19 protein-coding genes are annotated in these 24749 nt (G+C 68.6%); 8 read left to right on the top strand and 11 right to left on the bottom strand.

Annotated elements, in window-relative coordinates; all coding sequences use genetic code 11:
• Nucleotides 1-21 precede the first annotated feature (21 nt).
• The 9 genes from ACLQ23_RS29230 to ACLQ23_RS29190 all read right to left on the bottom strand — a co-directional run bounded on the left by ACLQ23_RS29230 (nucleotide 22) and on the right by ACLQ23_RS29190 (nucleotide 13817).
• A complete protein-coding gene (locus tag ACLQ23_RS29230) occupies nucleotides 22-1275 on the bottom strand; it encodes an MFS transporter (RefSeq protein WP_231640111.1) in 1254 nt (417 codons plus the stop codon).
• Nucleotides 1265-2212 (bottom strand): TauD/TfdA family dioxygenase, encoded by a 948-nt coding sequence (locus ACLQ23_RS29225; RefSeq protein WP_053657755.1) that lies wholly within the window; start codon nucleotides 2210-2212, stop codon nucleotides 1265-1267. Before ACLQ23_RS29225 ends, ACLQ23_RS29230 begins: the two co-directional genes overlap by 11 nt.
• A complete protein-coding gene (locus tag ACLQ23_RS29220) occupies nucleotides 2212-4137 on the bottom strand; it encodes a RiPP maturation radical SAM C-methyltransferase (protein ID WP_355597389.1) in 1926 nt (641 codons plus the stop codon). Before ACLQ23_RS29220 ends, ACLQ23_RS29225 begins: the two co-directional genes overlap by 1 nt.
• Nucleotides 4138-4377: 240 nt before the next feature.
• The gene (locus ACLQ23_RS29215; protein WP_167944438.1) at nucleotides 4378-6939 is read right to left on the bottom strand and encodes an ABC transporter permease; all 2562 of its coding nucleotides are present in this window, start codon (nucleotides 6937-6939) and stop codon (nucleotides 4378-4380) included.
• A complete protein-coding gene (locus tag ACLQ23_RS29210; protein ID WP_053657748.1) occupies nucleotides 6939-7640 on the bottom strand; it encodes an ABC transporter ATP-binding protein in 702 nt (233 codons plus the stop codon). Before ACLQ23_RS29210 ends, ACLQ23_RS29215 begins: the two co-directional genes overlap by 1 nt.
• Nucleotides 7641-7695: 55 nt before the next feature.
• Nucleotides 7696-8211 (bottom strand): flavin reductase family protein, encoded by a 516-nt coding sequence (locus ACLQ23_RS29205; RefSeq protein ID WP_053657746.1) that lies wholly within the window; start codon nucleotides 8209-8211, stop codon nucleotides 7696-7698.
• Entirely contained in the window at nucleotides 8208-11117 is a 2910-nt protein-coding gene (locus ACLQ23_RS29200) for a lantibiotic dehydratase (protein WP_355597387.1), read from the bottom strand. The genes ACLQ23_RS29205 and ACLQ23_RS29200 overlap by 4 nt, the downstream gene beginning before the upstream one ends.
• A complete protein-coding gene (locus ACLQ23_RS29195; protein WP_167944442.1) occupies nucleotides 11114-11980 on the bottom strand; it encodes an LLM class flavin-dependent oxidoreductase in 867 nt (288 codons plus the stop codon). Before ACLQ23_RS29195 ends, ACLQ23_RS29200 begins: the two co-directional genes overlap by 4 nt.
• 1 nt (nucleotide 11981) lies before the next feature.
• Nucleotides 11982-13817: an ABC transporter ATP-binding protein gene (locus tag ACLQ23_RS29190; RefSeq protein ID WP_167944444.1), complete on the bottom strand. Its 1836-nt coding sequence runs from the start codon at nucleotides 13815-13817 to the stop codon at nucleotides 11982-11984.
• A gap of 712 nt (nucleotides 13818-14529) precedes the next feature.
• Here ACLQ23_RS29190 and ACLQ23_RS29185 point away from each other — a divergent pair.
• The 6 genes from ACLQ23_RS29185 to ACLQ23_RS29160 all read left to right on the top strand — a co-directional run bounded on the left by ACLQ23_RS29185 (nucleotide 14530) and on the right by ACLQ23_RS29160 (nucleotide 21081).
• On the top strand, nucleotides 14530-15714 hold the full coding sequence (locus tag ACLQ23_RS29185) for a lanthionine synthetase LanC family protein (RefSeq protein WP_355597384.1): 1185 nt from the start codon (nucleotides 14530-14532) through the stop codon (nucleotides 15712-15714).
• Nucleotides 15711-15929, top strand: a complete 219-nt coding sequence (locus ACLQ23_RS29180; RefSeq protein ID WP_167944446.1) for a hypothetical protein — start codon at nucleotides 15711-15713, stop codon at nucleotides 15927-15929. The genes ACLQ23_RS29185 and ACLQ23_RS29180 overlap by 4 nt, the downstream gene beginning before the upstream one ends.
• A complete protein-coding gene (locus tag ACLQ23_RS29175; RefSeq protein ID WP_167944447.1) occupies nucleotides 15926-17167 on the top strand; it encodes a YcaO-like family protein in 1242 nt (413 codons plus the stop codon). The genes ACLQ23_RS29180 and ACLQ23_RS29175 overlap by 4 nt, the downstream gene beginning before the upstream one ends.
• Nucleotides 17164-18576, top strand: a complete 1413-nt coding sequence (locus ACLQ23_RS29170; RefSeq protein ID WP_355597380.1) for a TfuA-like protein — start codon at nucleotides 17164-17166, stop codon at nucleotides 18574-18576. Before ACLQ23_RS29175 ends, ACLQ23_RS29170 begins: the two co-directional genes overlap by 4 nt.
• Nucleotides 18573-20276: a tryptophan halogenase family protein gene (locus ACLQ23_RS29165; protein ID WP_167944451.1), complete on the top strand. Its 1704-nt coding sequence runs from the start codon at nucleotides 18573-18575 to the stop codon at nucleotides 20274-20276. Before ACLQ23_RS29170 ends, ACLQ23_RS29165 begins: the two co-directional genes overlap by 4 nt.
• A 181-nt stretch (nucleotides 20277-20457) precedes the next feature.
• Complete coding sequence (locus ACLQ23_RS29160; RefSeq protein WP_167944452.1) at nucleotides 20458-21081, top strand: hypothetical protein; 624 nt, start codon at nucleotides 20458-20460, stop codon at nucleotides 21079-21081.
• A gap of 51 nt (nucleotides 21082-21132) precedes the next feature.
• On the opposite strand, the gene ACLQ23_RS29155 is transcribed toward ACLQ23_RS29160, so the two are convergent.
• A complete protein-coding gene (locus tag ACLQ23_RS29155) occupies nucleotides 21133-22422 on the bottom strand; it encodes a cation:proton antiporter (RefSeq protein WP_167944453.1) in 1290 nt (429 codons plus the stop codon).
• Nucleotides 22419-23084: an LmbU family transcriptional regulator gene (locus ACLQ23_RS29150; RefSeq protein WP_245241320.1), complete on the bottom strand. Its 666-nt coding sequence runs from the start codon at nucleotides 23082-23084 to the stop codon at nucleotides 22419-22421. The genes ACLQ23_RS29155 and ACLQ23_RS29150 overlap by 4 nt, the downstream gene beginning before the upstream one ends.
• Before the next feature lie 601 nt (nucleotides 23085-23685).
• Here ACLQ23_RS29150 and ACLQ23_RS29145 point away from each other — a divergent pair.
• Nucleotides 23686-23901 carry a hypothetical protein gene (locus ACLQ23_RS29145; RefSeq protein WP_167944454.1) on the top strand — a complete coding sequence of 72 codons (216 nt, stop codon included), beginning with the start codon at nucleotides 23686-23688 and terminating at the stop codon, nucleotides 23899-23901.
• Nucleotides 23902-24466: 565 nt separating this feature from the next.
• Nucleotides 24467-24749, top strand: a 283-nt coding sequence (locus ACLQ23_RS29140; RefSeq protein ID WP_425881382.1) for a hypothetical protein, incomplete at its 3' end; no start/stop codon positions are given.

Here is a 24749-nt window from a genome sequence, read left to right as displayed (position 1 = left end):
CTTAATAGGGATCTGCTCGGCTCATCCGGCGGTGACCGGCACGCGTTCGGGGTAGGCCTGGGAGATCGGAGTGCGCAGCCCTGCCACCACCAGGACGAGGAAGATCGCGCCGACCACGAGCAGCGGGGTGCGCACCCCGACGTGACTCACCGCCAGCGTGAGAACGGCGGCGCCGAGCGGGGCCAGGGCACTGTGCAGGGTCCAGAAGGCCGAGGTGACGCGGCCGAGGATTTCCGGCGGGGTGACTTGCTGGCGCAGCGACACCGAGCAGACCCCGGCGAGCGCCATGCCGAACGAGTACCCGAACGCCAGCGCCGCCGCAGCGACGACGCCGGTCGACATGCCGAGCGCGGCGACCGTGAGGCCGCAGAGCGCGTAGGAGCCGAGCCAGCACCAGCCGAAGCCGACCCGACGGCGCAGCCAGGCGCTCAGCCCGGCGCCCGCGATCGTGCCGATGCCGGTCACGCCGAGCACGTATCCGACGAGACGTTCGCTGCCGCCGAGGTCGTGGCTGACGTGATAGATGAGCACGTCGACCATGCCGAGGCTCATGAAGGTGATGATCGTCAGCAGCAGGGTCAGCGGTCGCAGCACCGGGTGTCGGGCGAGGAACCGGGCGCCGGAGAGGAAGCCGTCGCGCATGTCGCGCCAGCCGATCGCTGTGGCTGGGCTGGCCGGTTTCGGCTGCAGCCTGATCAGCGCGAGCCCGAACCAGGAGACGCCGAAGGTGGCCGCGTTCACCGCGATAGCCGTGGTCGGCCCGAAGAGCCCGGTCACCGCGCCGGCCAGCATCGGGCCGACGATGTACGCGGTCGCGTTCGTGGTCTCCAGCCGACTGTTGGCCGTGGTGATCTGCTCCCGGTCGACGAGCGCGGGGATCGCCGTGACGTAGGCGGTCTGGAAGATAAGGTTGAACGCGGCGGTCGCGGCCATCACGACATAGAGCAGCCAGAGCTGGGGGCTGACCAGCCAGACGACCGGGATGAGCCCGTAGAGCACCAGCCGGGCGGCCTCGCAGAGCATCATCATCCGGCGCCGATCGAGATGGTCGACCAGGGCGCCGGCGATCAGGCCGGTGCCCAGCGAGGCGAGACCCGCCGTGGCGGTCAGCAGGCCCATCTGGACGACCGAGCCGGTCAGCTTGAGCACCAGCAGCGGGAGGGCGACCAGCGCGAATCCGTTGCCGAGCTCGGACAGGCCCTGCACCGACCAGAAGACTGCGAAGTCCCGGGTGATCCGGGCCGGCCGGATGGCGCTCTCGGCCTCACCATTCACGCGGGTCACCGTCCTCGCAGGACGGCTCCGCCATCGCCACGGCTATCCGCCGAGGGCCCGTGTATGGCTCACGGCCGTGCGAAGCCAGCATGTTGTCGACCATCAGTACATCGTCACGCCAGTAGTCGAAACGCACCGACGCGCCGCGGTAGCAGGACCGCAGGTGGTCCAGGACGTCCTGCGGGATGGGAGCGCCGTCGCCGTAGTAGGTGTTCGCTGGCAGGTTGTCGGCACCGAACATCTCCAGCAGCGCCAGCCGGGCCTCCTCGGGCAGCGTGCTGACGTGGAACGCCACACAGTGGTTGAACCAGATCTCCTCGCCGGTGACGGGATGTCGGTGGACGGCGTCGCGCACGGCCGTTGTGCGCAGGTGGTCATCGCCCAACCACTGCGCCTCGATGCCGTTGCGCTTGCAGTAGTCCAGGACCTCGTCACGGTTGCCATTGTTGAAGACGGTCTGCCAGGGCAGGCCGATCTCCGCAGCGAAGTTTCGGACCACCATCCACCGACGCCGGCGGAACTCGTCGAGCACCGCCGGATTGATCGACGCGAGGATCCGGCGGGTGTCGGCCAGCGGGGTGGCGCCTTGGGACAGGGGCGGCTCGACGCAGTGGAAGTAGAGCGTGAGCGGCCATACCGCCTGATACGAGTTCTCGTTGTGCAGGAAGATCTCTTCCTGCGGCGGGTAGTCGGTCGAGGTGTAGATGTTGCCATGGATGACGCTGCGCGGTGACGACCGCTCCACGTAGGTCAGGGGTTCCCCGGAGAGCGTGCGGACCAACGACTCAAGGCCCTCGGCCCCCCCGACGTCAAATCCACGGAAGAGGACAGCACCGTGTTTGTGGAGCAGCTTCCGGACCTCGGACGCGTCGCCGTGGGCGTGGCTGACGAGATCCCCGGATCCTTCGATCAGGGCGGGCAGCGTCTGCTGGGCCATCATGCGCCTCCTCGTGACACGCCCACCGTCGTGTTCAGGACGGGGAGCAATGGCCGGGCGATGTCTGTGGCGGTCTCGTCCGCGGTCTCGGCCTCCACGTCCTCACCTTCGGTGAGCACGAGGCTCAGCAGGCGCCCGCTCTCCTCGAAGAGCATCTGACGCTCGTCGAGCCAGGTCACCATCCGGTCGAGCGCGGCCTGCCCACCGAAGTCGTCGACGAGTTGGTCGGGCCGGGCCGGCGAGCCCAGCCGGCGCAACAGCCGGCAGGTCTCCTGGTCGATGCTCTCGACCTTGGCCGAGCCCCAGCGGGAGTCCAGGATCCGCCAGCCGTCCCGGGCCGAGCCGAGCAGACGCAACTCCGGGGACCCGGCCCCCTCCGGCCACGCGCCGCGCCAGGCGGCGACCCGGGCGCGCAGCCGGTCGTGCCACTCCAGCGCGTTGAGCATGTACGTGCCCAGGCTGTGGTCGGCGAAGAAGTAGGCCAGGTCGGCGAGCGCCTCAGGCGGGAACGGATAAATCAGCGGGTAGTAGTCCATCGGGTGCAGGTCGAGGCCGAGGGCCTCACGCTTGACGTAGTACGGGCTGAACCGGTCGAAGCGCACCATGAAGACGTCGTAGGGCGGCCGGAGGTGCACCAGCTTCGGGATGTCCTTCTCGTACTGTTCGAGGGTGGCGGGGTCCTCGTTTGGGAATCCGATCAGCAGGTTCCACTGCGGGTCGATGCCGAGATCGAGGCACGTCTTGAGAAACTGCAGGTTCTGGAACGAGGTAGTGCCCTTGCCCATCAGTTTCAGAGTGCTGGTGGCCAGCGCCTCGATGCCGGGCTGCACCACCGTCACCCCGCCCTGCGCCAGACACGTCAGGTCACGGCGGCTCACCGGCAGCTTCACCTCGTAGAAGATGGAGACACCGGCCGGCGGCGTCAGCTGCGGGAAGACGTCTTTCGCGTAGCTGCGCGGGAGGATGTTGTCGGTGCAGGACAGCGAGGTGAACCGGGGAGCGAACTCGAACAGCCAGTTGAATTGTTCGATCGCGAGATCGGCCCGCATTGAGCGGTAGGACATGCTCTGGCCGTTCAGCCCGCAGAAGGTGCAGTGCGAGCGCTCCCCCCACCAGCAGCCGCGGGAGGTCTCGAAGTAGAGCGTCGGCGTGGCGTTGCCGGTGCGGGCGAGTTCGGGGTGCTCGTCCAGCGCGCTGAGGAAGTCGTCGTACTCGGGACGCAGCACCTCGTCGATGTCGCGGTTGCGGCCGACCGCCTTGCGATATTGCGGTTGATCGCAGTTGCGGCGCGAAACGATCCCCGGGAGGGCGTCGGCGGCTTCGAGCTTGTCCTCAAGCACGCAGCGTACGAAATCGGGAAAGGTCTCGAGCGCCGGGCCGGAGAAGACGTAGTCGATCTGCGGCACGCGCTCGGCGATCACGGCGCCCATCGGCGCCTCGCAGTTGGCGCCGCCCAGCAGGGTGATCGTGCCGGGGTTGCGGTCCTTGACCAGTTGGGCCAGCGCCATGCTCGACACGTGCTGGGCGAACATCGAGCTGAAACCGACGATGTCCGCGTCGGGCAGCCGGTAGCGATCCACCAGACCGGAAAGGAAGCTCGGCAGCGTGTCGCGGTATCGCCGGATCCGATCGCGGAATTCGGCCCACCGACCACCTTTGTAATAGCGACTGAAATATTCGTCAATGTTGTCCGGGGCGCCAGGAAAGGCGATCGACCGGAACAGCCAGTCGCCGAGACCGGTGTCGACGTGATCATGGGTGAGCGAGATCGCCTCGTAGGTCAGGGCACCCAGCTCTGTCGCGACGTCCTGATTCAGATAATGCACGTCGACGACCACGTGTTCGCCGAATTCCCGCTGGAGCAGGCCGGCCAGCTGGCTCAGCGCAAACGACGGCCGATCCCAGCTCGCGAATGGAACGTTCACCAATGCGATGCGCAGCACAAACCCACTCCTGTCATCGCTTTCTGATTAGCGGCGGAGGTCACGCGACGATCGGCGTGGACATATCTCTCTTAAAAAGATCCTGCCACGCCGCTCGCGGCGCCGGCAAGGAAATTCTGCCGGGCTTATAGAGGCATGTATTAACCACAAAAAACCTGAGCCCCGCCCGCGTCGGGTGCGTCCCGCCGGCGGGACGCACCCGACGCGGGCGGGGCTCAGCGGCTACTCCCGAGCGAGCGACCGAACGATCGGCAGGCGGGCCGCGCGGCGGGCCGGGACCAGCGTGGCGCCCAGGCCCACGACGATGGCCAGCACGGCGAACATCGCGATCTGCAGACCCGGGAAGGAGAAGACCGCCGCGGCGCTCCAGCCCATCGCCGCAGCCACCGCCCAGCCGAAGCCGACACCGAGCGTAATGCCCGCGGCGGCACCCAGAGCGACGACGAAGACTCCCTCCGCCATCAGCGTACGGCTGAGCTGCCGTCGGGTCAGACCGAGCGCCCGCAGCAGCGCGGACTCCCGGGTGCGTTCTACGATCGACAGCGACAGGGCGTTGGCCACGCTGAAGAAGGAGATCAGCACCGACAAGCCGAGCAGGGACATGAGCAGGCTGCGCAGCGTCCCCACCGCGTCGCTCCACTGCTTGACGCTCTGGGCGCTACTGACCGGTGTCACCTCGGGGTGACCGGCGACCGCGTCGGTAACCGCCTGTTGCAGAGCGGCGTCGGTGACGCCCTTTGCCCTGGTCAGCTGTACCGCTGAGACCGGCACCTGCGGCGCGACGCGGGCAAGATCCCCGGCCGCCACGGCGAATGGGCCCAGCGGGGACATGTTGTCCAACAACGCCACCACGGTCAGCTGCAGGTCTGCCTGCCCGCCGGCTGCCTTGGCGTCAAGCCGGTCCCCCACCGTCACCTTGAGCTGATCGGCGAGGGCCTCGTCGAGCGCCACCTTGCCGACGCCGAAGCCGCGCAGCGTGCCTTTCGCCACCGCGTCGGGCGCGGCGAGCCCAATGGTGTCGTCGACGCCTTTCATCCGCAGCTCCCGACCCTTGACGGTCACCTCGGTGGCGGCGCTCGGGCCACGCACGCCGACGACGGCGCCGACCTCGGAGCGGCCCTGCAGATCGGTCATGACCTGGGCAGCGCCCGTATTCGCGCCGTCCAACCGCAAGGTGTAGGCGAACGGAAAGTTGCGCGCGAAGCTGCTTTCGACGGAGGTGGTGGCGGCCGCGGCGATCGTGCTGACCACTGTGACGAGGGTCAGGCCGATGCAGAGCGCTGCCGCCGTGGTCGCCGTCCGCTCCGGGTTGCGCCGGGCGTTCTCCGCCGCCAGCCGGCCGGGGTGACCGGCGAGCGGGCCCAGGATCCGGGTGGCGAGCACACCCAGCCGGGGAATCGCCAGCGGTGCGGCGATCAGCACCGCCGCGGTGAGCAACAGCGCGCCGGCCAGGACGGCATAGAGCGGCGGTCGCCCCGGCTCGTCGGCGACGCGGGCCGCGACGACCCCACCGGCGAGCAGCACGAGGGCGAGCGTGGCGAACACGCTGGCGACCAGGCGCCGCCGCCCGGCGCCCCGGACCGGCCCGGTCGCGGCGTCCCGCAACGCGGAGATCGGGCGAGCCCTGGCCGCTCGTACCGTTGGGACCAGGGCCGCCAGCGTCGCGACCAGCGGGCCGACCAGCAGGGCGACCACCGCGGTGCGCGGCTCGAACTGGATCGGCGCGCCGCCGGTGTCGATGCCGTCGTTACCGCCGAAGAACCGCAGCATCAGCAGCGCCGCGCCGAAGCCGAAGATCAGGCCGACCACGGAGGCGAGCAGTCCGAGCACCGAGGACTCGGTCAGGTTGCCGGCGAAGACCTGCCGCCGGGTCGCTCCGACGCAGCGCAGCAGAGCCGTCTCCCGCAGACGCTGGGCCACGACGACGGAGAAGGTGTTGTAGGCGACGATGCCGGCGATGAGCAGCGAGACCCCGGCAAACAACATCAGCGCGTTGGTGAAGGAGTCAAGATCCCGCGCGGCGTCGCTGGCCTCCTGCGCGCGCACGGCCTCGCCGGTACGCACCGAATACTGGTCGCCGACCTGCTGGGCCACACGGTTGCGCAGTTGCTCCTGACTCAATCCCGCGACGGCGAGGGCTTCGATGCGTCCGTACGCGGTCGCTCTGAGCACGGCGGCGGCTGCGCTGTCCAGCAGACCCACCACCGCGGAGTCGCCAAACTCGGCGCGGCGGTCGCTCACGTCGATGAGCCCGGTGACCGTGTACGTGCGTTCCTCGCCCCCGCCGGATCCGCCGACCTTGAGCTGCTGACCCACGTCGATCCGCTGTGCGACGGCGGTGTCGGAGTCGAGCGCGATGTCGGTGGGGCCGCTCGGCGCCTGTCCCGAGACGAAGGTGACGTCCCGCAGCCGAGGCTCGTCGGCGATGCCGATGACTATGGAGCGATTCGGGGAAGCGGCCAGGCGCCGCCCGTCCGGGCCGTTCGCGGCGACGGGTCCCCAGAGTTGCCCGCGCGCCGCCGCGACCCCGTCGATCCTGCCGACCTGCTCGAGCAACGCCGCCGGCACCGTCTTGGCGCTGCCGGCCAGGTCGTCCGTCTTGCGCTCGACCACAACGCTCAGCGTGGCCGGAGTGCTGCTGAGCTGGTCGAGCAACACCTGCCGCATGGTGTCGGTGACCATCAGGGTGCCGGACACGAAGCCGACGCCGAGCGCCACGGCGAGGCCGGGCAGCAGCAGCCGCGACACCCGGTAGGTGACATTGGCCCATGCAAGCCCGAACATCAGCGCTGCTCCAGCTTCTTCAGGGTGTCCGACATCAGCTCGGCGGTGGGCTGCGTCAGCTCGACGACGACGGCGCCGTCGACCAGGAAAAACACCCGGTCGGCGTAGCTGGCCGCGACCGGATCGTGGGTGACCATGATGACGGTTTGCCCGAGCTCACGGACCGACGTCCGCAGGAAGCCCAGGACCTCGGCGCCCGACCTGGTGTCGAGGCTGCCGGTGGGCTCGTCGGCGAAGACGACCGCCGGCCGGGTCACCAAGGCCCGCGCGGTGGCCACCCGGACCTGCTGGCCGCCGGAAAGCTGGGCCGGCCGGTGCCCGAGCCGGTCGGCGAGCCCCAACACGCCGACCACCCGGTCGAACCACTCCTGGTCCGCCTTGCGCCCTGCCAGGCCGAGCGGCAGCAGGATGTTCTGCCGCGCGGTCAGGGCCGGTAGCAGGTTGAACGACTGGAAGATGAAGCCCACCTTGTCGCGGCGCAGCTTGGTCAACTCGGTGTCACCGAGACCGGTGATGTCGATATCCGCGATCCGGACCGAGCCGGAGGTCAGGCTGTCGAGCCCGGCGAGACAATGCAGCAGGGTGGACTTCCCGGAGCCGGACGGTCCCATCACCGCGGTGAAGACGCCCGAGGGGAAATCGACATTCACCTCCCGTAATGCGTGGACTGTGGATTCGCCTGATCCAAAGCGCTTGCACATGTCCGTGCCGACAAGGGCGGAAGGGACGACGGTCTGCACTGATCTTCCTCCAAGGCTACGCCGATTTAGGCCACACCTTATACCGTCCGAAACAGTGCAAAAGCGGTGTCGGGTCGTCATCAACGGTCGTGACCGCCTCGACGGAGCCGACCACAATGGTGTGATCGCCCGCTTCGACCATCCGAACGACGCGGCATTCACTAACCGCGTGCGCGGCCTCCACCAGCCACGGCAGCGCCAATGTGGCGGTCGGGCGCCAGGCGGTGCCGGCAAATCGATCATGGCCGGGTGCGGAGAACTGATCAGCGGCGGACCGGCCCCGTTGACTCAGCAGATTTACGGCAAAGATTCCACCCACGCGGATCTGCGCGAGAGTGGTGCTCACATTGCTGATGCAGACGAGGAGCATCGGCGGCTCGAGCGACAGCCCGCTCAGCGACGAACACGTGAAGCCGACCGGCTGTCTTCGGCCGTCCAGCGCGGTCACGACGGCGACCCCGGTCGGGAAGCCGCGCATGAAGTTGCGGTAGGTCTGGGCGCTGCCCGTCGCAGTCACCGGGGTCGTGGTCACTGCTGCGCTCCCGCCGTGTCAACGGATCGGGCCCGGCGTTCCAGCACCTTGCGGTCGGCGAGGTCGTAGGCGAGGAATTCGAGGCGCCGGCCATCCACCATGAACAAGCGGTTGCAGTGCATGTGCAGCACGGAGGCGGCAATGGGCATCGGCAGCGACCCGCCACTGGTGGCGATCAGGTCGGTCAGCCGCAGTAACGTCACCCCGTCTACGGTGGCCGAGGCGAGGTAGGCATCCAGGTCGGCCCGATGTCTCCGGAAGAATCTGCCGCGCACGTTGCGGGTGCCGCCGTATTCCAGGCCGAGACCGTCGCGGCAGCGGCACAGGAAGTCGTGCTGCTGATCGAGGGTGCTGGTAAGCCTGCCGGTCCAGGCGAGGATGTCGGCGACGCTCTGGTAGAGGCGGAGCTGTTCGGGCGTACCCGAAGCCACCAGCCGGGCCACCGCTGCGCTGTCGGCGGTGAACAGCGCCTCGGCCTTGCGCAGCGAGGAGTGTCCGCCGTAGCGGGCCACCTCGGGGATGTACTCGTCCATCACGGCTCGGGTGATCAGTCCTTCGGCGCGCAGCGCGGTGGCGAAGGCGTCCATCGCGGTCAACACGCCCGGCCGGTGCTCCGGCCCGGCCGGGCGCATCCGGACCCGCAGGTGAAAGCCTTCGTCGAGGTAGCGCAGGAAGAACCAGTCGTCGATCAGGCCGGCCTCGCCGAGCCGCTCGACGTGCCTGGCGATCCGGGCGAGCACCGCGTCGGCAGCCGACGATCCGCAGTAGAGCTTGAAGTACACCCAGGCGAGCCCGGCCCGCGGGTCGAAAGGTGCCACCGGCAGCCGGCGTCGCGGCAGCTTCTCCTCCCGGCGCAGCGGGATGGTCACCTCGCACACGTGCCGCCCGGTCGGTCCGACGGCCGTCGGGCTCTCGATGTGCGGCAGCTCGGTCAGCTCCACGCGTTCGTTCTTTGCCGGCCGGGTCAGCGCCAGCGCGATCGATCGGGCCGAGTCGACGTCGACGGGCAGCAGGCGGTCGTCCTCCCCGACACCGACGAAGCGCCGCTTCCCCAGACCGGGCAACCGGCGGCGCAGCTCCGCGGACGGGTCGTCCGAGACCAGCACCTCCTTGACGGCCGCACCGGTCAGCGCCCAGATCTCCGGTGCGACGATCACCCGGCCGCAGACGACCCGGGGTAGGTGCGGCTGAGGGCTCAGCGCGCCCCAGGACCAGCCCACGGCGCCCGGTGACACCATCATGCCGAGGAAACTGTAGATCGGATCGAGGCCCGGCGCGGTCACGTTGTGGGCGGCGTTCATCTCAAGGATGACGTCCCGCCCGGTGACGCTGTCGCGCAGCCGCAGCGTTTCGCCATCCAGGCGAAGCCGCAGCCGGTCCAGCGAAAGTGATCCGTCGCCGCCGCCGCCGAGGGCGACGTCGTGCCGGAAGACCCGCGGCCGCACCAGGGCGTTGCTCACCCGACCGCCCGGCGAGTAGACCAGCTCGGCATGCAGTGGCGCATCTGGATCGTCGGCATCCTCGGCAGTCGCCTCGGACCAGGCGCGCACCGCCTCGGTCGTCTCCTCGCGCCCGACCACGAACCGGGCGATCAGCGCCAGCGACGTCCGCTGGTAGCCGGCCGTGAGCATGCTGTCGAAGCGGCCCTCGTGGTTGTCGAGCAAGGACGCGAGCAGCCCGCGGCTGGTCGTCCGAGGCACACCCGGCAGCTGGGAGATGTCGATCTCGCCGCCGTGCTGGGCCCACTCGCCGAACAACCGGAGCAGTTCCCGGGGCACCTCGACCAGAGGACGGGAATGCTGCATCGTCACTTCGGCCTGCTGCGCCAGCGGCGAGACGTTGCGGTCGCCGGGCTGCAGCACGCCGTTCTCGAGGTCCAGCGCTTCGAGCAGTGGCACCTCGGCGTCCTCGTAGCGGCGCCGGAACGCCTTGCGGAACTCGGTCAGCAGCACCTGCCTGCCGAATAGCTTCTCGACCCGCCGGACCACGTCGGTCAGGTCCTGCACCGTGCGCCGATCGAGCGTCGCGGCCGCGAGGTCCATCTCCAGGTCGAGATGGAAACGCCGGTTCGGTGGCACGTCCGCCAGCGACGGGACCTCCTCGACGAAGCGCCGGAAGGCGGCCTCCAGACGGCCTCCGAGTGCGGGCTCGATCCGGCGCAGGGTGCGCACCTCAGCACCGAGCCCTGCCAGGGCACCGGCGCGGAGCTGGTCACCGATCCGATCCAGGGTCGACAGGGCGAGGTCGAATGGTTCGTCACCCGGGCGCACAAGATCGATGGCAGTGGTGAGCAGTTCGCTCTGCACCGCACGATCGACGAAGGATCGCAGCGCGGCGCGCGACGTCCCGGGGAAGCGACCCTCGAGTGCATCCAGCAGTTCGCCGGCCAGCAGAGTCTTCTCGCCGACGATGTCGAGCACGGTGTCGATGGCCGCGGTGCCCCGCACGCTCATCATGTCGGCGGTCGCGTCCCCTGCCTTCATGTAGCGCAAGCCACCGGCCTGCCGCCGCAGGGTGCGGTTGCGGCGTAACGGCCGACGGTCGGGGTCCGCCACGGCGATCGCCTCGGCGACCAAGCGTTCGAGCAGCTCGAAATCCACCCGGATCCCCGCCCGGTGCCGCTCCCGCGGGCCGAGCTCTATGCGCCGGTCCGCGCCGACCTTGACGTGCCGCGTGCCGGCGAGCAGCCCGAACGGGGTGGCGCGGCCGCCCATCCTGGCGATGTAGCGCATCGTGGTCTCGTGCGGCCGGGGCGGTTGCTCGCCCGGTATGCCCTCCGGCGAACTCCACGCCAGGTCGACGACGGACCGGACCAGGTCACCGCCAGTGTCGTCACGGGCGAGCAGGTCAGCGGCCTCCTCGACGCTGAGCAGGGGGATCCGCGCCATGGCGAAATCGGTGGTCATCGTCGCGGGCTCCGTTCCGTGGTTTCGGGCCTGGCGGAAACCAGGTCGTAGATCTCACGAAGCGCCCGCAGGTGGTCGTCCCGCCGGCTCGACGTCTCGATCAGGATCACTTCGTCCGCGCCGGTCAGCCGCAGAACGTTGGCGATGGTCTCGGCGCAGTCCGCCGCCGTGCCGGTGGTCACCGCATACGGCTGCCGGTCCGCGTCGACGAGGGCTCGCCGGGGATCAGCATTCGCGGCCACCGCGACGGCGACCGCCGTGCTTCCGGAGGAACCTCTGGCCCGGTACTTCTCCAGCGCGCGCATGCAGGTATCGAGATCGGGGTTGAGGAACAGGCCGTGGCAGTAGTTGGCCCCGGCGTCGGCAGCCGTACCGGCCGAACCTCCGCCCGCGCCATGCATCCACAGTTCGTACGGCTCGGTCAGCGGCCCGGTGACCTCGCTGCCCGTCGCTAGCGTGCTGAGCAGGTCCTCGACCGCGCGGTCAAGCTGCTGGTCGTCCTTGGCTAGCCGACTGAGGAACTCCGCGCTCGCCCCGCGCCCGATGCCGACGTCGAGCCGGGGGCCGCAGAACGCGGCGGCGGTCACAAAGTCCTCGGCTGTCAACGACGGGTCCCGGAGCCGCAGCAGGCTGACCGCGGTGCCGACCCGAGCCCGGGTGGTGTGGCTGCCCAGCACCGCGACGATCGGCAGGGGATTGGTGCTGGCCGAGCCGGGGCCGTGGTGCTCCGGCACCCAGATCCGCCGGTATCCGATCGCTTCGGCCGCCATTGCCCCGGCGAAGGCGGTGCGGTGCTTGTCCGCCACGGCCGTGCCGCAGGACAGGTCCAGATATTCCAGGACTCCCAACGGGGCTTTTGTCATGTCACGACACCGTTCCCGCCGTCGGCGTCACCTGGTAGGCGCTGGCCTGCAGCGTGTACATCTCCGCGTAGAGACCGCCCGCCGCCATCAGGCTGTCGTGCGTGCCGCGTTCGACGATCCGGCCGGCGTCGAAAACGAAGATCTGGTCGGCGTCGCGGACGTTCGAGAAGCGGTGCGACACCAGGATGCTGGTCTTGCCACGCAGCACCTCGCGGAGACCTCTCAGCAACGCGTGGTCGGCGTGCGCGTCGAGCGCGGAGGTCGGCTCGTCCATGATCACCAGTTCGCGGTCGCGGTAGACGGCGCGGGCGATGGCCAGGCGCTGAAGCTCGCCGCCGGACAGTGACGTGCCGTCGCCGAACTCGGGCCCGAGCGCGGTGTCAATGCCTTGTCGAAGACTGCCGACGAGGTCGTCTGCTCCGGCGGCGGCCAGCGATTCGCGCAGCCGGCCGTTGTCGCGGTCGCGTCCGATGTCGCCGAGCCCGACATTGTCGGCGATCGAGAAGTGATACGTCATGTGGTCCTGGAACACAGCGGTGACCCGGTCGCGCAGACCCTCACGGTCCAGGTCGCCGGTGTCGACGTCGTTCCAGCGCACCGTGCCGTCCGCCGGCTCGTACAGGAAGGCCAGGATCTTGGCCAGGGTCGTCTTGCCGGAACCGTTCGGCCCGACGAAAGCGATGAGCTCTCCCGCACGGATCGTGAGGGAGACGCCGTCCAGGGCGGTCCGGTCGCCACCGGGATAGGCGAACGTCACGTCACGGACCTCAAGCCGGCGCAGGGGCTCCGGGCGCTGCTCGCTGTTCCGGCTGGTCTTCGCCTGCTCGACCTGGTCGTAGAAGGCCTGCTGATCGCCGAGGAAGAGACCAGCCTCGGACAGTTCGGCGATCGGGCCGCCCAACCCGCCGACGGCGGCAGCCAGCCGGCTCAAGGCGAAGATCGTGGTCAGCAGGGTGGCCGTGTCCATCGAACGGGTGGTGTAAAACCAGGCGAGAGTCGCGATCGCGACGGACAGCACGAGTCCGACGGTGATCTGACTGAGCGCGTGCTTGCGCCACTGCCGGGCCATCATCTGCCGAAGCTCGGCATAGCGCTCGACCGACAACTGCCGGTATTGCTCCGCGAAGTGGCCGGTCAGCCGGAACGATCGGCCCTCAGCGGCGGGCTGACGGCCGATGATGAGCTGGCCCAGATACCGGCGGCGCCGCTCCAACGGGGTGATGTTCTGGAAGTAACTGAATCTGTCGCCGGCCAGCGCAGACGAGATCAACATGATGGGCGCGGCCGCGATCAGCATAATCGGTAGTAGCAGCGGCTCCAGCACCACCAGCAGCGCGGCGACGGCGAGGATCTGGAAGATGGAGGCGACCAGGCCGGTCACCCCGCGTACGACTTGGCGCGGCTTGTAGTCGGCTGTCGTCTCGGCGCGGCTGATCCGGTCGTGCACGATCGGGTCATCGAAGTCGGCCAGTTCGAGCGAGCCGATGGCCTGATGCATGCGAACGGCGCTGAACTGCCGGACCCGCTCCAGCAGCAGCTCTTCCAAGGTGTATCTCAGGTTGTTGAGGAACTGCACCAGCACAGTGACCAACACTGCGCCAACCAGCCAGGGCAGCAGCGGCCCCAATGACGGCCGGGCCATGCTGGTGCTGGTCAGGAAAACGCCGGCCCCGCCCCGGAAGATCAGCAGCAGTCCGACCCCGAGCAGACCCTCCAGCACCGGCAGGACAATGAGGACGAAGCTGAACAGCGACCGGCTGGCCAGCCAGCTGAGCTGCAATGCGCCGGCAATGTTCGCCGGCATCGAGCGCCGCGAACCCGGGTCACGAAGTGCCATGCGTGTCCTTCCCAACGTGCACTGATGGTTGCGATGCCGCTGCCGGCAAATCCATGATGGGCGGGCGGCGCATCGTGTGATGCGCCGCCCGCCCAGCCGAATCCCTTACGAGACCGTCTCAGCGGCCCGTACGCGGGTATTCGATCAGCAGGAACACGTCGAGGCGTCACACACTGAACCGCAGGTCGCGGTGCAGCTCCAGCACGTGGTCGTGGTGGTCCAGCCACCGGCCTCCGGCGACTGGATCGTCAGCGGAGCCTGCTTGGTGCTGTTCGGAGCGGAGAAAACCTCCACGTCGACCGCAAGGTCGATTGCCTCAACAACATTTTTAGCCATTCTTTCACCTCCTCCCAATGTCGATGCCGCCGCCCTTTAGGAAGCGACAGCGGAACCATACGAAACGACTCAGGCCAAAGGCAATACCCGGCCACCGAAAAGCGTTCATGTACGTGCAACAACGGTTTCGACGAGGATTCCGAGGCAACCGGGCCGGGCAACTCGCCGTCCCGCCGGCGAGACGAACCCGGCTACGAGGACAGCCTTGAGCAGGCACTGCGTCTAACCGACAGTGAGTGGGGTCGCGCATTTACTTGACAATTCATGGCGTACGTAGCACATTTCATCAAGCGTTCCCGTGGCGATTTGCTACGTCGTCTCAATGCCGACGTTTCCCTTTACCGAGCCTGCCCGACCGACGGCTGGGAGGATTATCGTGCCCGAAAATCATCGCACGTCCGAGACCTTCGACCTGGCCCGCCTCATCTATGACGACGCGCGCTCGATGATCCAGGACGGGCCCAATTTCGCAGACATGCTGGACCTGTCCTTCGCCGGGCTGGAGTTCGAGCGCGCGACCGGCGACGGGTTCGCTGCCCGGGACACCTTCTTCGAGGCCATCGACCTGCTTCGGCACTACCGTGACCTGCCGCCGTGGCTCTATGGTGGTGCCGCCCACGCGGCGTGGACAGCGGTGCAGGTATCCCACAGCACAGGGCTGCCGATCCGGGGCCTCGACGGGCTCGATGACATGATCCTCGGCTGGATCGTTGACTTCCCAGCCAGGGAGGCCGTCGACCTGCCCAGCGGCCTACTCGGCCTGGGCGTCTACGCGCTGGGCCACCCGAACGCCGACGTCGCGGAGAAGATGACGGCCGAGACGGTGCGGGCGATCGAGCGGCGGGTCGAGCACGACGACGATGGGATCTTCATCCGGGTCGCGGCCACAGATTTCCGTGAGATTATGAAGCCGCACTCGATCGGCCAGCGCGATCTCGGCATGGCGCACGGCAACGCCGGCCTGGTCGCCTATCTCAGCCGGGTGACGGTCAGCGGGCTGGATAGCGCCGGTGAGGCGGCCCGGTTGCTGCGGCCCGCGTTGAGCTGGCTGATGCGACAGCGCAGCGAGCTCGGCGACGCGCTGTTCCCGCACACCGTCGAGAGCCGCTACGAACCGTCGCGGTCCGCCTGGTGTTACGGCGATCCCGGCGTCTCTTTGGCGCTGGCGGCCGCGGCGACGGCGACCGGCTCCGGTGAGGCGGACGCGATGGCCCGCGAGGCGGCCGCCGTAGTCATCGCCCGGCCGAGCAACCGCGCCAAGGTCGTTGACTCCGGACTGTGCCACGGCGCCGCAGGCCTCTGCTGGTACGGGCGCCGAGCCGCCCAGCAGTGGGACCTGCCGGGCGCCGACCGCCTGAGCGCCTACTGGGTCGACTACGTCCGCTACGAGCGCGCCCAGGGGCCGCTGCACTATCTCACCGCCGAAGGTGTGACCCGCCGTCCCTCCTTCCTGGACGGAGACCTCGGGGTGGCGCTGGCCCTGTTGCAGGAGAGCACCGGACAGCCGGCTGCCTGGGAGGATCGGCTCCTGGGCGGGCCCGTGACCCGGGCCTCGCGATGACCGATCCCGTGGCCGGACTGCCCGCCGTGGTTCGCGCGGCGCTCGCCCGCCTGCTGATCGATCCCGGCCTGGCCCGCGAACTGGCCGACCCCGAGCGGCGGGGCCCACTGATCGCCGAGCTGGGCCTGGCCGGAGTGCCGGAGGCCGAGCTACGTGGGCTGATCGTCGCGCGTGGCGGCGCGGATCCCGGCACGCCCGAGGAGGCCGGAGCGTGACCACACTCTCCGAGCTGCTCGACGCGGGACAAACTCCCCAAGGTCACGGGCCCGGCGGGCAGCGTAGTGTGCCGGTGGACGTGACGCTGGAGCGGATCAGGCCGGTGCTGCCCCGTATGGGAGTGACACGGCTGGCGAACATCACGGGGCTGGACCGGATCGGCATCCCGGTGACCCTCTCGATCAGGCCCAACGGACGGGTGCTCAGCCTCGGCTCCGGCAAAGGGCTCACCCTGCCCGCGGCACTGGTATCAGGGGCGATGGAGGCCCTCGAGCTGCACCACGCCGAGGTGCTGTGGCAGCCGGCGACCGTGCGCCGCACGTACGAGGAGATCCGCGGCGAGATGCCGGTGCCCGAGCCGGCCGACCTGCCGCTCGCCCGCTCGGCGCCGTTTCCCCACGACTGGCCCTACCAGTGGGTGTGCGGCTGGGATATCGTCGCTGGCGAGAAGGTGGCCCTGCCGCTGTCGATGATTCACATGGGTAACCGGCAGAGCCGGATCTTCGACCTCTTCTCGTTCCAGATCACCTCGAATGGGCTGGCCTCCGGCAACACCCTGAGCGAAGCCATCCATTCCGGCCTGCTGGAAGTCATCGAACGCGACGCCACCACATGTCATGCCGAGCGCTGGGAGCGGGGCGTGCCCCCGCCGCCGGCCCACCCGGACGTGCTGGCCCACCGCACGGTCCAGGAGCTGCTAGAGCGGATCAAGAAGACCGGCATGGACATCGTGGTCACCGACTGCACCGTCGACACCCGCGTGCCGGTGTTCCGGGCGACCGTCGTCGACGACGAGGAGCAGACCGCCGGGCGCTTCACCGGCTACGGCGCCCATCTCGACCCCGAGGTTGCCGTGATCCGCGCGATCACCGAGGCCGTGCAGGCGCATACCGTCACCATCGCGGGCTCCCGAGACGATCTCTACCGGCACCGCGAGCTGACTCGGCGGGCCGGTGCCAAGCAGGCCGGTTTCCTGCGGGCCGCCGCGCAACGCCCGGCCGCCGCAGCACCGCAGTCGCGGGCCGCACACACATTCGAGGAAGACGTGCGTCGGCTGATCGCCCTGCTGGGCGACGCCGGCCTGCGGAGGGTGGTCGTCGTCGACCTGAGCGTCCCGTGGTGCCCGGTGAACGTCGTCAAGGTCGTGGTGCCGGGCCTGGAGGGCTACCGCTTCGAGAATTTCGCGCCGGGCCACCGCGCCGTGGCGTTCGCACGGACAGCGGGCGGCGCGGCATGACAGTCGTCGTCTTCCTCGGCCCCAGCCTGCCGTTGAACGAAGCCCGCCGGATCCTGCCGGCCGCCACCTTCCTGCCGCCGGCCCGGCAGGGTGACATGGCGTCCTGGCTGGCGGAGCCGCCCGCCGCGATCGGGCTCATCGACGGTGAGTTCCACCAGTCGCGTTCGGTCTGGCACAAGGAGATCCTGCTGGTACTCGACCGGGGCGTGCACGTCTTCGGGTCCTCCAGCATGGGTGCGCTGCGGGCCGCCGAACTCGAGCAGTTCGGCATGGCCGGCGTCGGTCAAGTCTTCGACCAGTTCGCCTCGGGCGAGCTCATCGACGATGACGAGGTGGCCTTGGTCTACCACCAGGACGACGGCGACTACGTTCACCTCTCCGAACCAATGGTCAATGTCCGCGCGACACTTGCGGCGGCGGAGCTGGCGGGCGTCATTTCAGCTCCGGTACGCGACCTCGCCGAGAAACACGCGAAGGATCTGCCGTACCCACACCGTTCCCGACCCGCTGTGCTACGCCGGTTGCAGGGCGAGGACGTACCGCAGGATCAGCTGGCAGGCCTGGCCGACTTCTGGCGAGACTCCGCCGTGGATGTCAAAGCCGACGATGCCCGTCTGCTGCTGAGCCTGCTGTGCAGCTTCGCCGCCGCGCCTCCTCCACCGCGGCTACCCACGTTCGAACTGGCCCGCAGCAGCAGCCTTGATGCCCTCTACGACCGCGAGCGCCGGGTTCCCGTGTCCGGGCATGGCATCGCCCTCGACACGATCGCGGAGTTCGTGCAGGTGCACCATCCGAATGCCGCGGCCTTGAACGAAGCGGTCCTCGACCGGGCACTGGCCGCGACCCTCGACCAACTCCTGCACATTGAGCCGACCCCCGCCGAGGTCGATCTCGAGATCACCCGGTGGCGGATTCGGCACCACCAAACCGGGGACGCCGACTTTGCCGCCTGGCTGAGCCGCAACCATCAGAGCGCCGAGGAGTTCCGACTACTGGCCCGCGACGCGGCCGGGCGGCGGGCGCTGCGGCGCTGGCTGGTCTACTCCCGGCACGTTGAACGCACAACCCGGCTCACCTTGGACCACCTGCGCTGGAACGACGAATACGAGCGATGGTCACGCGCTGCGGCCGGTCACAACGCGGAGCCCGACGCGGACGACCTGGCCCCGTTGACCGATGACGAGATCACCAAGTTGGTCGGCGAACACGCCTGGTGGGGCGGGCAACCGGTCGATACCGAGCTTGGCAACCTGGCCGAGGAGGCCGGCTTCAACTCCGGTCTGCACCTGTTGTCCGCGCTTGTCGTCGCGAAGCGGCTGCGCGGCCGTCTGCTCGCCAGCCTCCTGGCTGCCGTCGCAGCCGAGCACTCCACGCCGACCCCGGCACCGAGAAAGGATCCGGCGACATGACCGATGGTCAGCTCGACCTACTCATCTCCATGATGGACGCCGACGGGGCGACCCGAGTGCGTGGCTGGCTCAGCGACTCACGCGGCCTCAACGTGCGGCGGTTGTCCGCCGGCAGCGAGCGCACGGCCGACACGATGCCCCGCCCTCGTGCCGACGACCCGCAGGCAGTTCGCCACATCGGCATCATCGGCGGTGGCACCGCAGGTTATCTCACCGCCCTGGCGCTGCGCGCGAAGCGACCCTGGCTCGAGGTGACCCTGGTGGAGTCGACGTCGATACCGATCATCGGCGTCGGCGAGTCCACCACCCCGGCGATGGTGTCCTTCCTGCACCACTATCTCGGCATCGACCCGCACGAGCTCTACCAGAAGGTGCGGCCCACCTGGAAGCAGGGAATCCGCTTCGAGTGGGGTCCGGATCCGGACGGCTTTCAGGCGCCCTTCGACTGGGACACCAACTCGATCGGCATCCGCGGCTCGCTAGCGGCGCAGGGCGACATCAATGCCTCGTCGGTGCAGGCGCTGCTGATGAAGGCGGGCCGAACCCCGGTCTTCGATCTCGGCGACGGCGAGTACCTCTCCTTGATGAAGTATCTGCCCTTCGCATACCACCTGGACAACGCGCGCTTCGTGGCCTACCTCACCGAGCTGGCCCTGGCCAACGGGGTCCGGCACATCGACTCCCGGATCGCCGAGGTGGTCCGCTCCGCCGACGACTGGGTGGATCACCTGCGGATGGCCGACGGGCGGACGCTCAACTTCGACATGTACGTGGACTGCACCGGCTTTCCGTCGGTTCTGCTCGGTAAGGGGCTCGGCACGCCGTATCGCAGCTTTGCCGACAGCCTCTTCACCGACTCGGCGGTCACCGGCAACGTCGACCACGGCGGGCATCTCAACCCGTTCACCACGGCGAAGACCATGGATGCCGGGTGGTGCTGGAGCATCCCGACCAGGGAGAGCAATCACCTCGGGTACGTGTACTCCTCAGCCGCACTGTCCGACGAGACGGCCGCCGACGAGCTGGCCCGACGGTTCCCCGGGGTGAGCGAGCCCCGGCAGGTGCGCTTCCGGACCGGACGGCACGAGCAGATCTGGCGCGGCAACGTGATGGGTGTCGGCAACTCCTACGCCTTCGTCGAGCCCCTCGAGTCCAGCGGCCTGCTGATGATCACTTGGGCGATCATGGCGCTGGTCTCCACGCTGCCAGCCTCCTGGGCTGATCCGCAGCCGCAGGCCCTGGTCAACACGGCGATGGCCGACCGATGGGACGCGATCCGCTGGTTCCTGGCAGTGCACTACCGCTTCAACACCCGCCTGGATACACCGTTCTGGAAGGACGTCCGGGAACGGACCGACATCTCCGGCCTGCAACCGCTGCTGGACGTATACGCGGCCGGTGCGCCGCTGCGGTTCCGGGACAAGCTGACGCTCAGCTTCGCCAACGGGTCCGCACCGACCTTCTACGGCATCGCCGGCATCGATACCATCCTGCTGGGCCAGAAGGTCCCCGCCCGGCTGGTCCCGCCAGCCGAGCCGCTGGAGCACTGGCGGCGCCGCAAGGCCGGCGCCGAGGCCCTGGTACGTCACGCACTGCCGCACGCCGACGCGCTCGCGGCCTTCGACACCGAGCCCCGCCTGCTGAACGAACTCCTCGAGGACTCCGACAGCTGGGCCCGGCCCGGTCTCGCGTTCGGCTGATCACAACCATCTCTCACGATCGGAGACAACGATGTTCTTTGTGGACCGACGGCAGCTACTCAGGATGGCGGCCGGCACCGTGGCGGCGGCCGGGCTAGTCGGCGTCGACGCCGGGCCCGCTTCGGCCACCGCCCGGCCACGACCCCTGCCCCCGGTGCCGGGAATGCACGGAGACCGGGTCATGAACGAGCTGTGGTACGAGTACGAGATGGTCTTCTATTACGATCCGAGCCAGGAGATCCAGGATGCTTATGCAGCCGTCGGCGACGCGTTCGGTGGCTCGGCGGAAGGGCTCTACAACGTCTTCCTGCTGACCCGGCAGGCCGGCACCTACCCCGACAAGTTCTACACCCGGGTCGCGCCGGCGAAGGCCGCCTATCAGGTGTTGTCGAGGGCACAGCTCGAGATCCTGACCAGATGGTGCCGCACGGACCGGGACCTTGCCCGCGCTTTCAGGCTGCTCGGCGAGGGCACTCTCTACGACCCTCGGATGGCGGACGGCTATCACGTGCACATGATGAACACCGGGCCCAACGGTGAGCCGCCGATGAACTGGCACACCTGGCACGCCTACAACCGCGCAATGATCATGCTTGAGATTAGCCCGGAACGTTGGGGCAGGATCGACGAGCTCACCGGCATGGCGTGGGCGGTCCAGAGCATCGCGAAGCCGCAACCGGAGACCCTTAACGCTCCCCTGGACCGGCAGGTCGCCCGCAAGCTGGAGCGGCACTGGTCGCGGCTGACCCCGGACGAGCTGGACGTGGCCTTCGACGCCTTTCCCTACCCACCCGACCTGGGTTGACCGTCGGATGCCGAACGGGCCACCGGATCTCCGGTGGCCCTTTCGGCCGAGTCAAGCGTCCTGTAGTACAGCCCGCCGTTGCTCCTCAGGGGTCTCCTCAATGCGGCGCATGGCGATCCGCAGCAGCGGCGGCGCCATGATCGAGGTCACCACCGCGACCAGCACGATGATCGTGTAGAAGCGGATGTCGAGAATACCGAGCCGCAGTCCGACCGTGGCGATCACGATCTCCACCACCCCGCGGGCGTTCATCGCGGCACCGAGTGCGGTGCCCTCCCACAGCCCGAGCCGGCTCAGCCGGGCGCCGAGATAGGCACCCGCGAACTTCCCTACGATCGCGACGACGAGCGCTGCCGCCGCGACGGCGATCATCTTTCCGCCGGCTAGGGTCGTGAAGTCGACCCGCAGCCCTGCTGTCGCGAGGAACAGCGGCGCGAGGACCGTGAGGACGACGGTGCGCAGCGCACCGAGCCCCCCGGAACCACCTGCCCGGCCCACAAGCGCACCGGCGAGGAACGCTCCGAACACGGCCTCGAGCCCCAGCGCGTGCGAGACCGTCGCACCCACGATGATTACCACGACGATGGCCGGAATTCGTAGCCGAGGCTCGTCGGACGCGTGGATCCGCACCAACAGTCGGCGCAGCAGCGGCAGGCCCACCACCACAGCGACAGCGACGAACGCGACGAGCACCAGGACCGATGTCGCCACCGCCCCGGCTGTCAGCGCGGACGCGGCCATCGCCGCCACGACGGAGAGCATGAACCAGGCCATCACGTCGTCGAGCGTTCCCGCCATCAGCGCCAGCTGGGCGACATCGCGATGCAGCAACCGCATGTCGGTCAGCGTCTTGGCGATGACCGGGATGGCACTGACACACATCGCCACGCTCAGGAAGAGCGCGAAGACGGTGCGGTCCACCCCGGCGGGCAGCAGTTCGCCCGGCAATGCGTGACCGAGCGCCAGGCCCAGCACGAACGGCACCACCAGACCCGCCCCGCTGACCCACACCGCAGCCGACCGGCGGCGCCGGAGCACGGTGAAGTCGAGCTGTGTCGCGGCGAGCCCGACCAGCAGTAGCACGCCGATCTGACTGACCGCGTCAACGAGATGTGCCGCCTCGGCACCCCGCGGCAGCAGCCGCTCCGCGACGCCCGGAGCCACGCTGCCCAGCAGGGACGGGCCGAGCAGCACCCCCGTGCACAGCTCACCGACGATCGGGGGCATCCCGCAACGCATGGCGAGCCGGCCGAGCAGCGTCGCCACCGCCAACAGCAGCGCGATCTGCACGAGAAACCACAGCAGTTGGTCGCCGCCAAGGGGCGGCGCCAGCGGCGTCACCCGTGTGCCTCGATCGCCTCACCTGCCGCAACGCCGCGCTGAGCCGAGTCGACTGCGGCGTTCCGCTGGGCTTCCTCAGTCAGCACGCTGGCGATCCACTGAGGCAGCTCCTGCTGGGCACGTTTCGCCGCCTCCTGCCAGGCCTGCGCCTGTTCCTGCGGGATGTTGACCGACACCCGGACCGCCGAGGCGCGGCTTGTCCCGGCCTCGCTGGCCCGGGCCTCGCGCAGGTTGTTGCGCAGCTGGTTTCTCGACCACTTGAGGCGCTCCGCCTTGTCGAGCCACTTGTCCTGGTCGGGCGGCGGCAGCGCGGCGACCTCGGCGTGGTGCTGGAACGACAGGGTGTGCCGGCGCCGGCCGGCCTGGAATCGGCCCGCCACCCAGGCGTAGTTGCGCAGGGTTTGATAGTCGAGCTCGGTTTCCTTGATCGCGCGCTGATAGCGGTCCGGATAGGTGCGTTGGCCGTAGACGAGCCAGTCACCGAGCCACCAGACTGACGATTCTGAGATCGCCCCGATCCGCAGGCCGATGCGCTTCCACTCCTCCACCGGCAGGTTCGCCCGTATGTGCAGAGAGGTCCGGCGCATGACGGCGAGATCGGGGTTAACAGCATGGGTAGCACCTTGCCTGGAAACGGAACTCCGGCGGGCTGCTGTCGGCATTACTCCTCCGTGTCATCGATGTGCACGACGCAGCCGGAAACCCGGTAATAAAGGTAAGGCGACCTGGCTACGGCGCCACTGCACTCCGGGGCTCCGTGCAGCACGGCACGGCCGGAGTACATGGTGGGCAGCCTGTCGACCGAAAGAACTACCGGCTCGCTGTCGTACAGAGGTCATTGGCACACAGCGGTTTACGAGCGCACCAGGGAAAGGGGCGCCGCGCCGGCAGCAATCATTGCAGCGAAGAGTTGACCATAGCTCCATCCCCCCGTAGATGAGCGTGTGGACATGTGATATTCAAGCAACTCTCAGAATCGCCGCTTGCCCAATGCGTTTAGCTGCGGCCGAGATGATCACGAGTTGCACACCTGTCCACCATAGACCGTCGATACGATGTCGAGCAAGATGCGCATCGATGGATTTCCTGAGTTCAGCTGGTCGCCGCAGGTGGCCCGCCAAATTCGTACGTGCGCAAGCCTTCCACCGACACCGCCGCCCCCGGGCGCAGTCATCGAGACGACAGAAGACCCTCTACATCCGAGAGGACCATCTCCTGGACAGGATTCGACACGACAGCTGCCTGCGTCGGCACCACCCGGCGATGCGCGACCAGGATCCAGACAGCGTCGCAGGCTACCTGCGGCTCAACAACATGATCATCGTGTGTGACCACGACGCCTGGACCATCGAAACCGACACGGCGGTCCTCCCGCTCACCGCCCCGACGAACGCCCTGACCCGCACAGCAAATATCCCCGCCCAACGGGACGGGGATCGCTCGAAACGCGAAGAGAAATCACGCTTCGTGGGGAAATAATGTGTCCGAGACACGAACCATTGCCCCACCGCCGATTACGCTCGGCACGACTCTCAAGCTCGCGCAAGTCTAGCGACACCGTGGACATCAACTGGAGCGACGGCACGGTTGTCAAGGCCGGGGCAGAAACCGCTCATGACCGGGAGTTGTATCTGCCCCGCGGCTGGTGCGACGACTTCCTCGAGAAGCTCACCGAGGTCGTTCAGCAGGAACCCGTTGACTTCGGCCGAAAACGTCTGATCTGGATCTTCTTCGCTGGTACCTCAAAAGTAGGTTCCGAAGTTAAGCCTTGCCCGCAGTCGGCCTCAACAGGACGACCGGCGAATGCTCGCGGTGGCTCCCTCCATCCGCGGACATGCAGCTCGGCGATGCCGCCGGCAGCCGCACCGTCCCCATCCATAGTGGTCGCCCGCTCGGCGGATGTGATACGCGGTCCGGACGGGCGACAATGGCGAAATGTCAGCGAGGGGACACTGACCGTGATCGCATCCTCGATAGCCGTTTAGAGGGCCCGGCCTGGGGCGAGCCGGGGCTGACGGCGCGTGCCGGCCGATACCCGTTGGCCGTGGAGGCGCCAGTCATGGCGGGCGTCGACATCCTGGTCCCCGGCGTCTCGACGCTGAGCCACTACGCCCGCTACTACGCCCTCTACTGGGCGCTGGCCGCCCACGCGGAGGCCACCGGCCTGGACGAACAGCGGTGCCGGCGGACCGAGGTGGCGCTCGCGGTGATCTCCCGGGCCGCCGGCACGGACGGCCCGGATCCAGCGCTGGCGCACGGCGTGGACGCCCTGGTCCGGGTCGCCCCGGAGCCGGGCCGCGAGTTCAGCGTCGCCGACCGTGAGGGCC

The organism is Micromonospora sp. DT41 (assembly GCF_049841715.1).
In the GTDB taxonomy this organism is placed as follows: Bacteria; Actinomycetota; Actinomycetes; order Mycobacteriales; family Micromonosporaceae; genus Micromonospora; species Micromonospora profundi.
The sequence above is the reverse complement of the archived record's forward strand: the minus strand, read 5'-3'. Positions and strand labels throughout refer to the sequence as shown.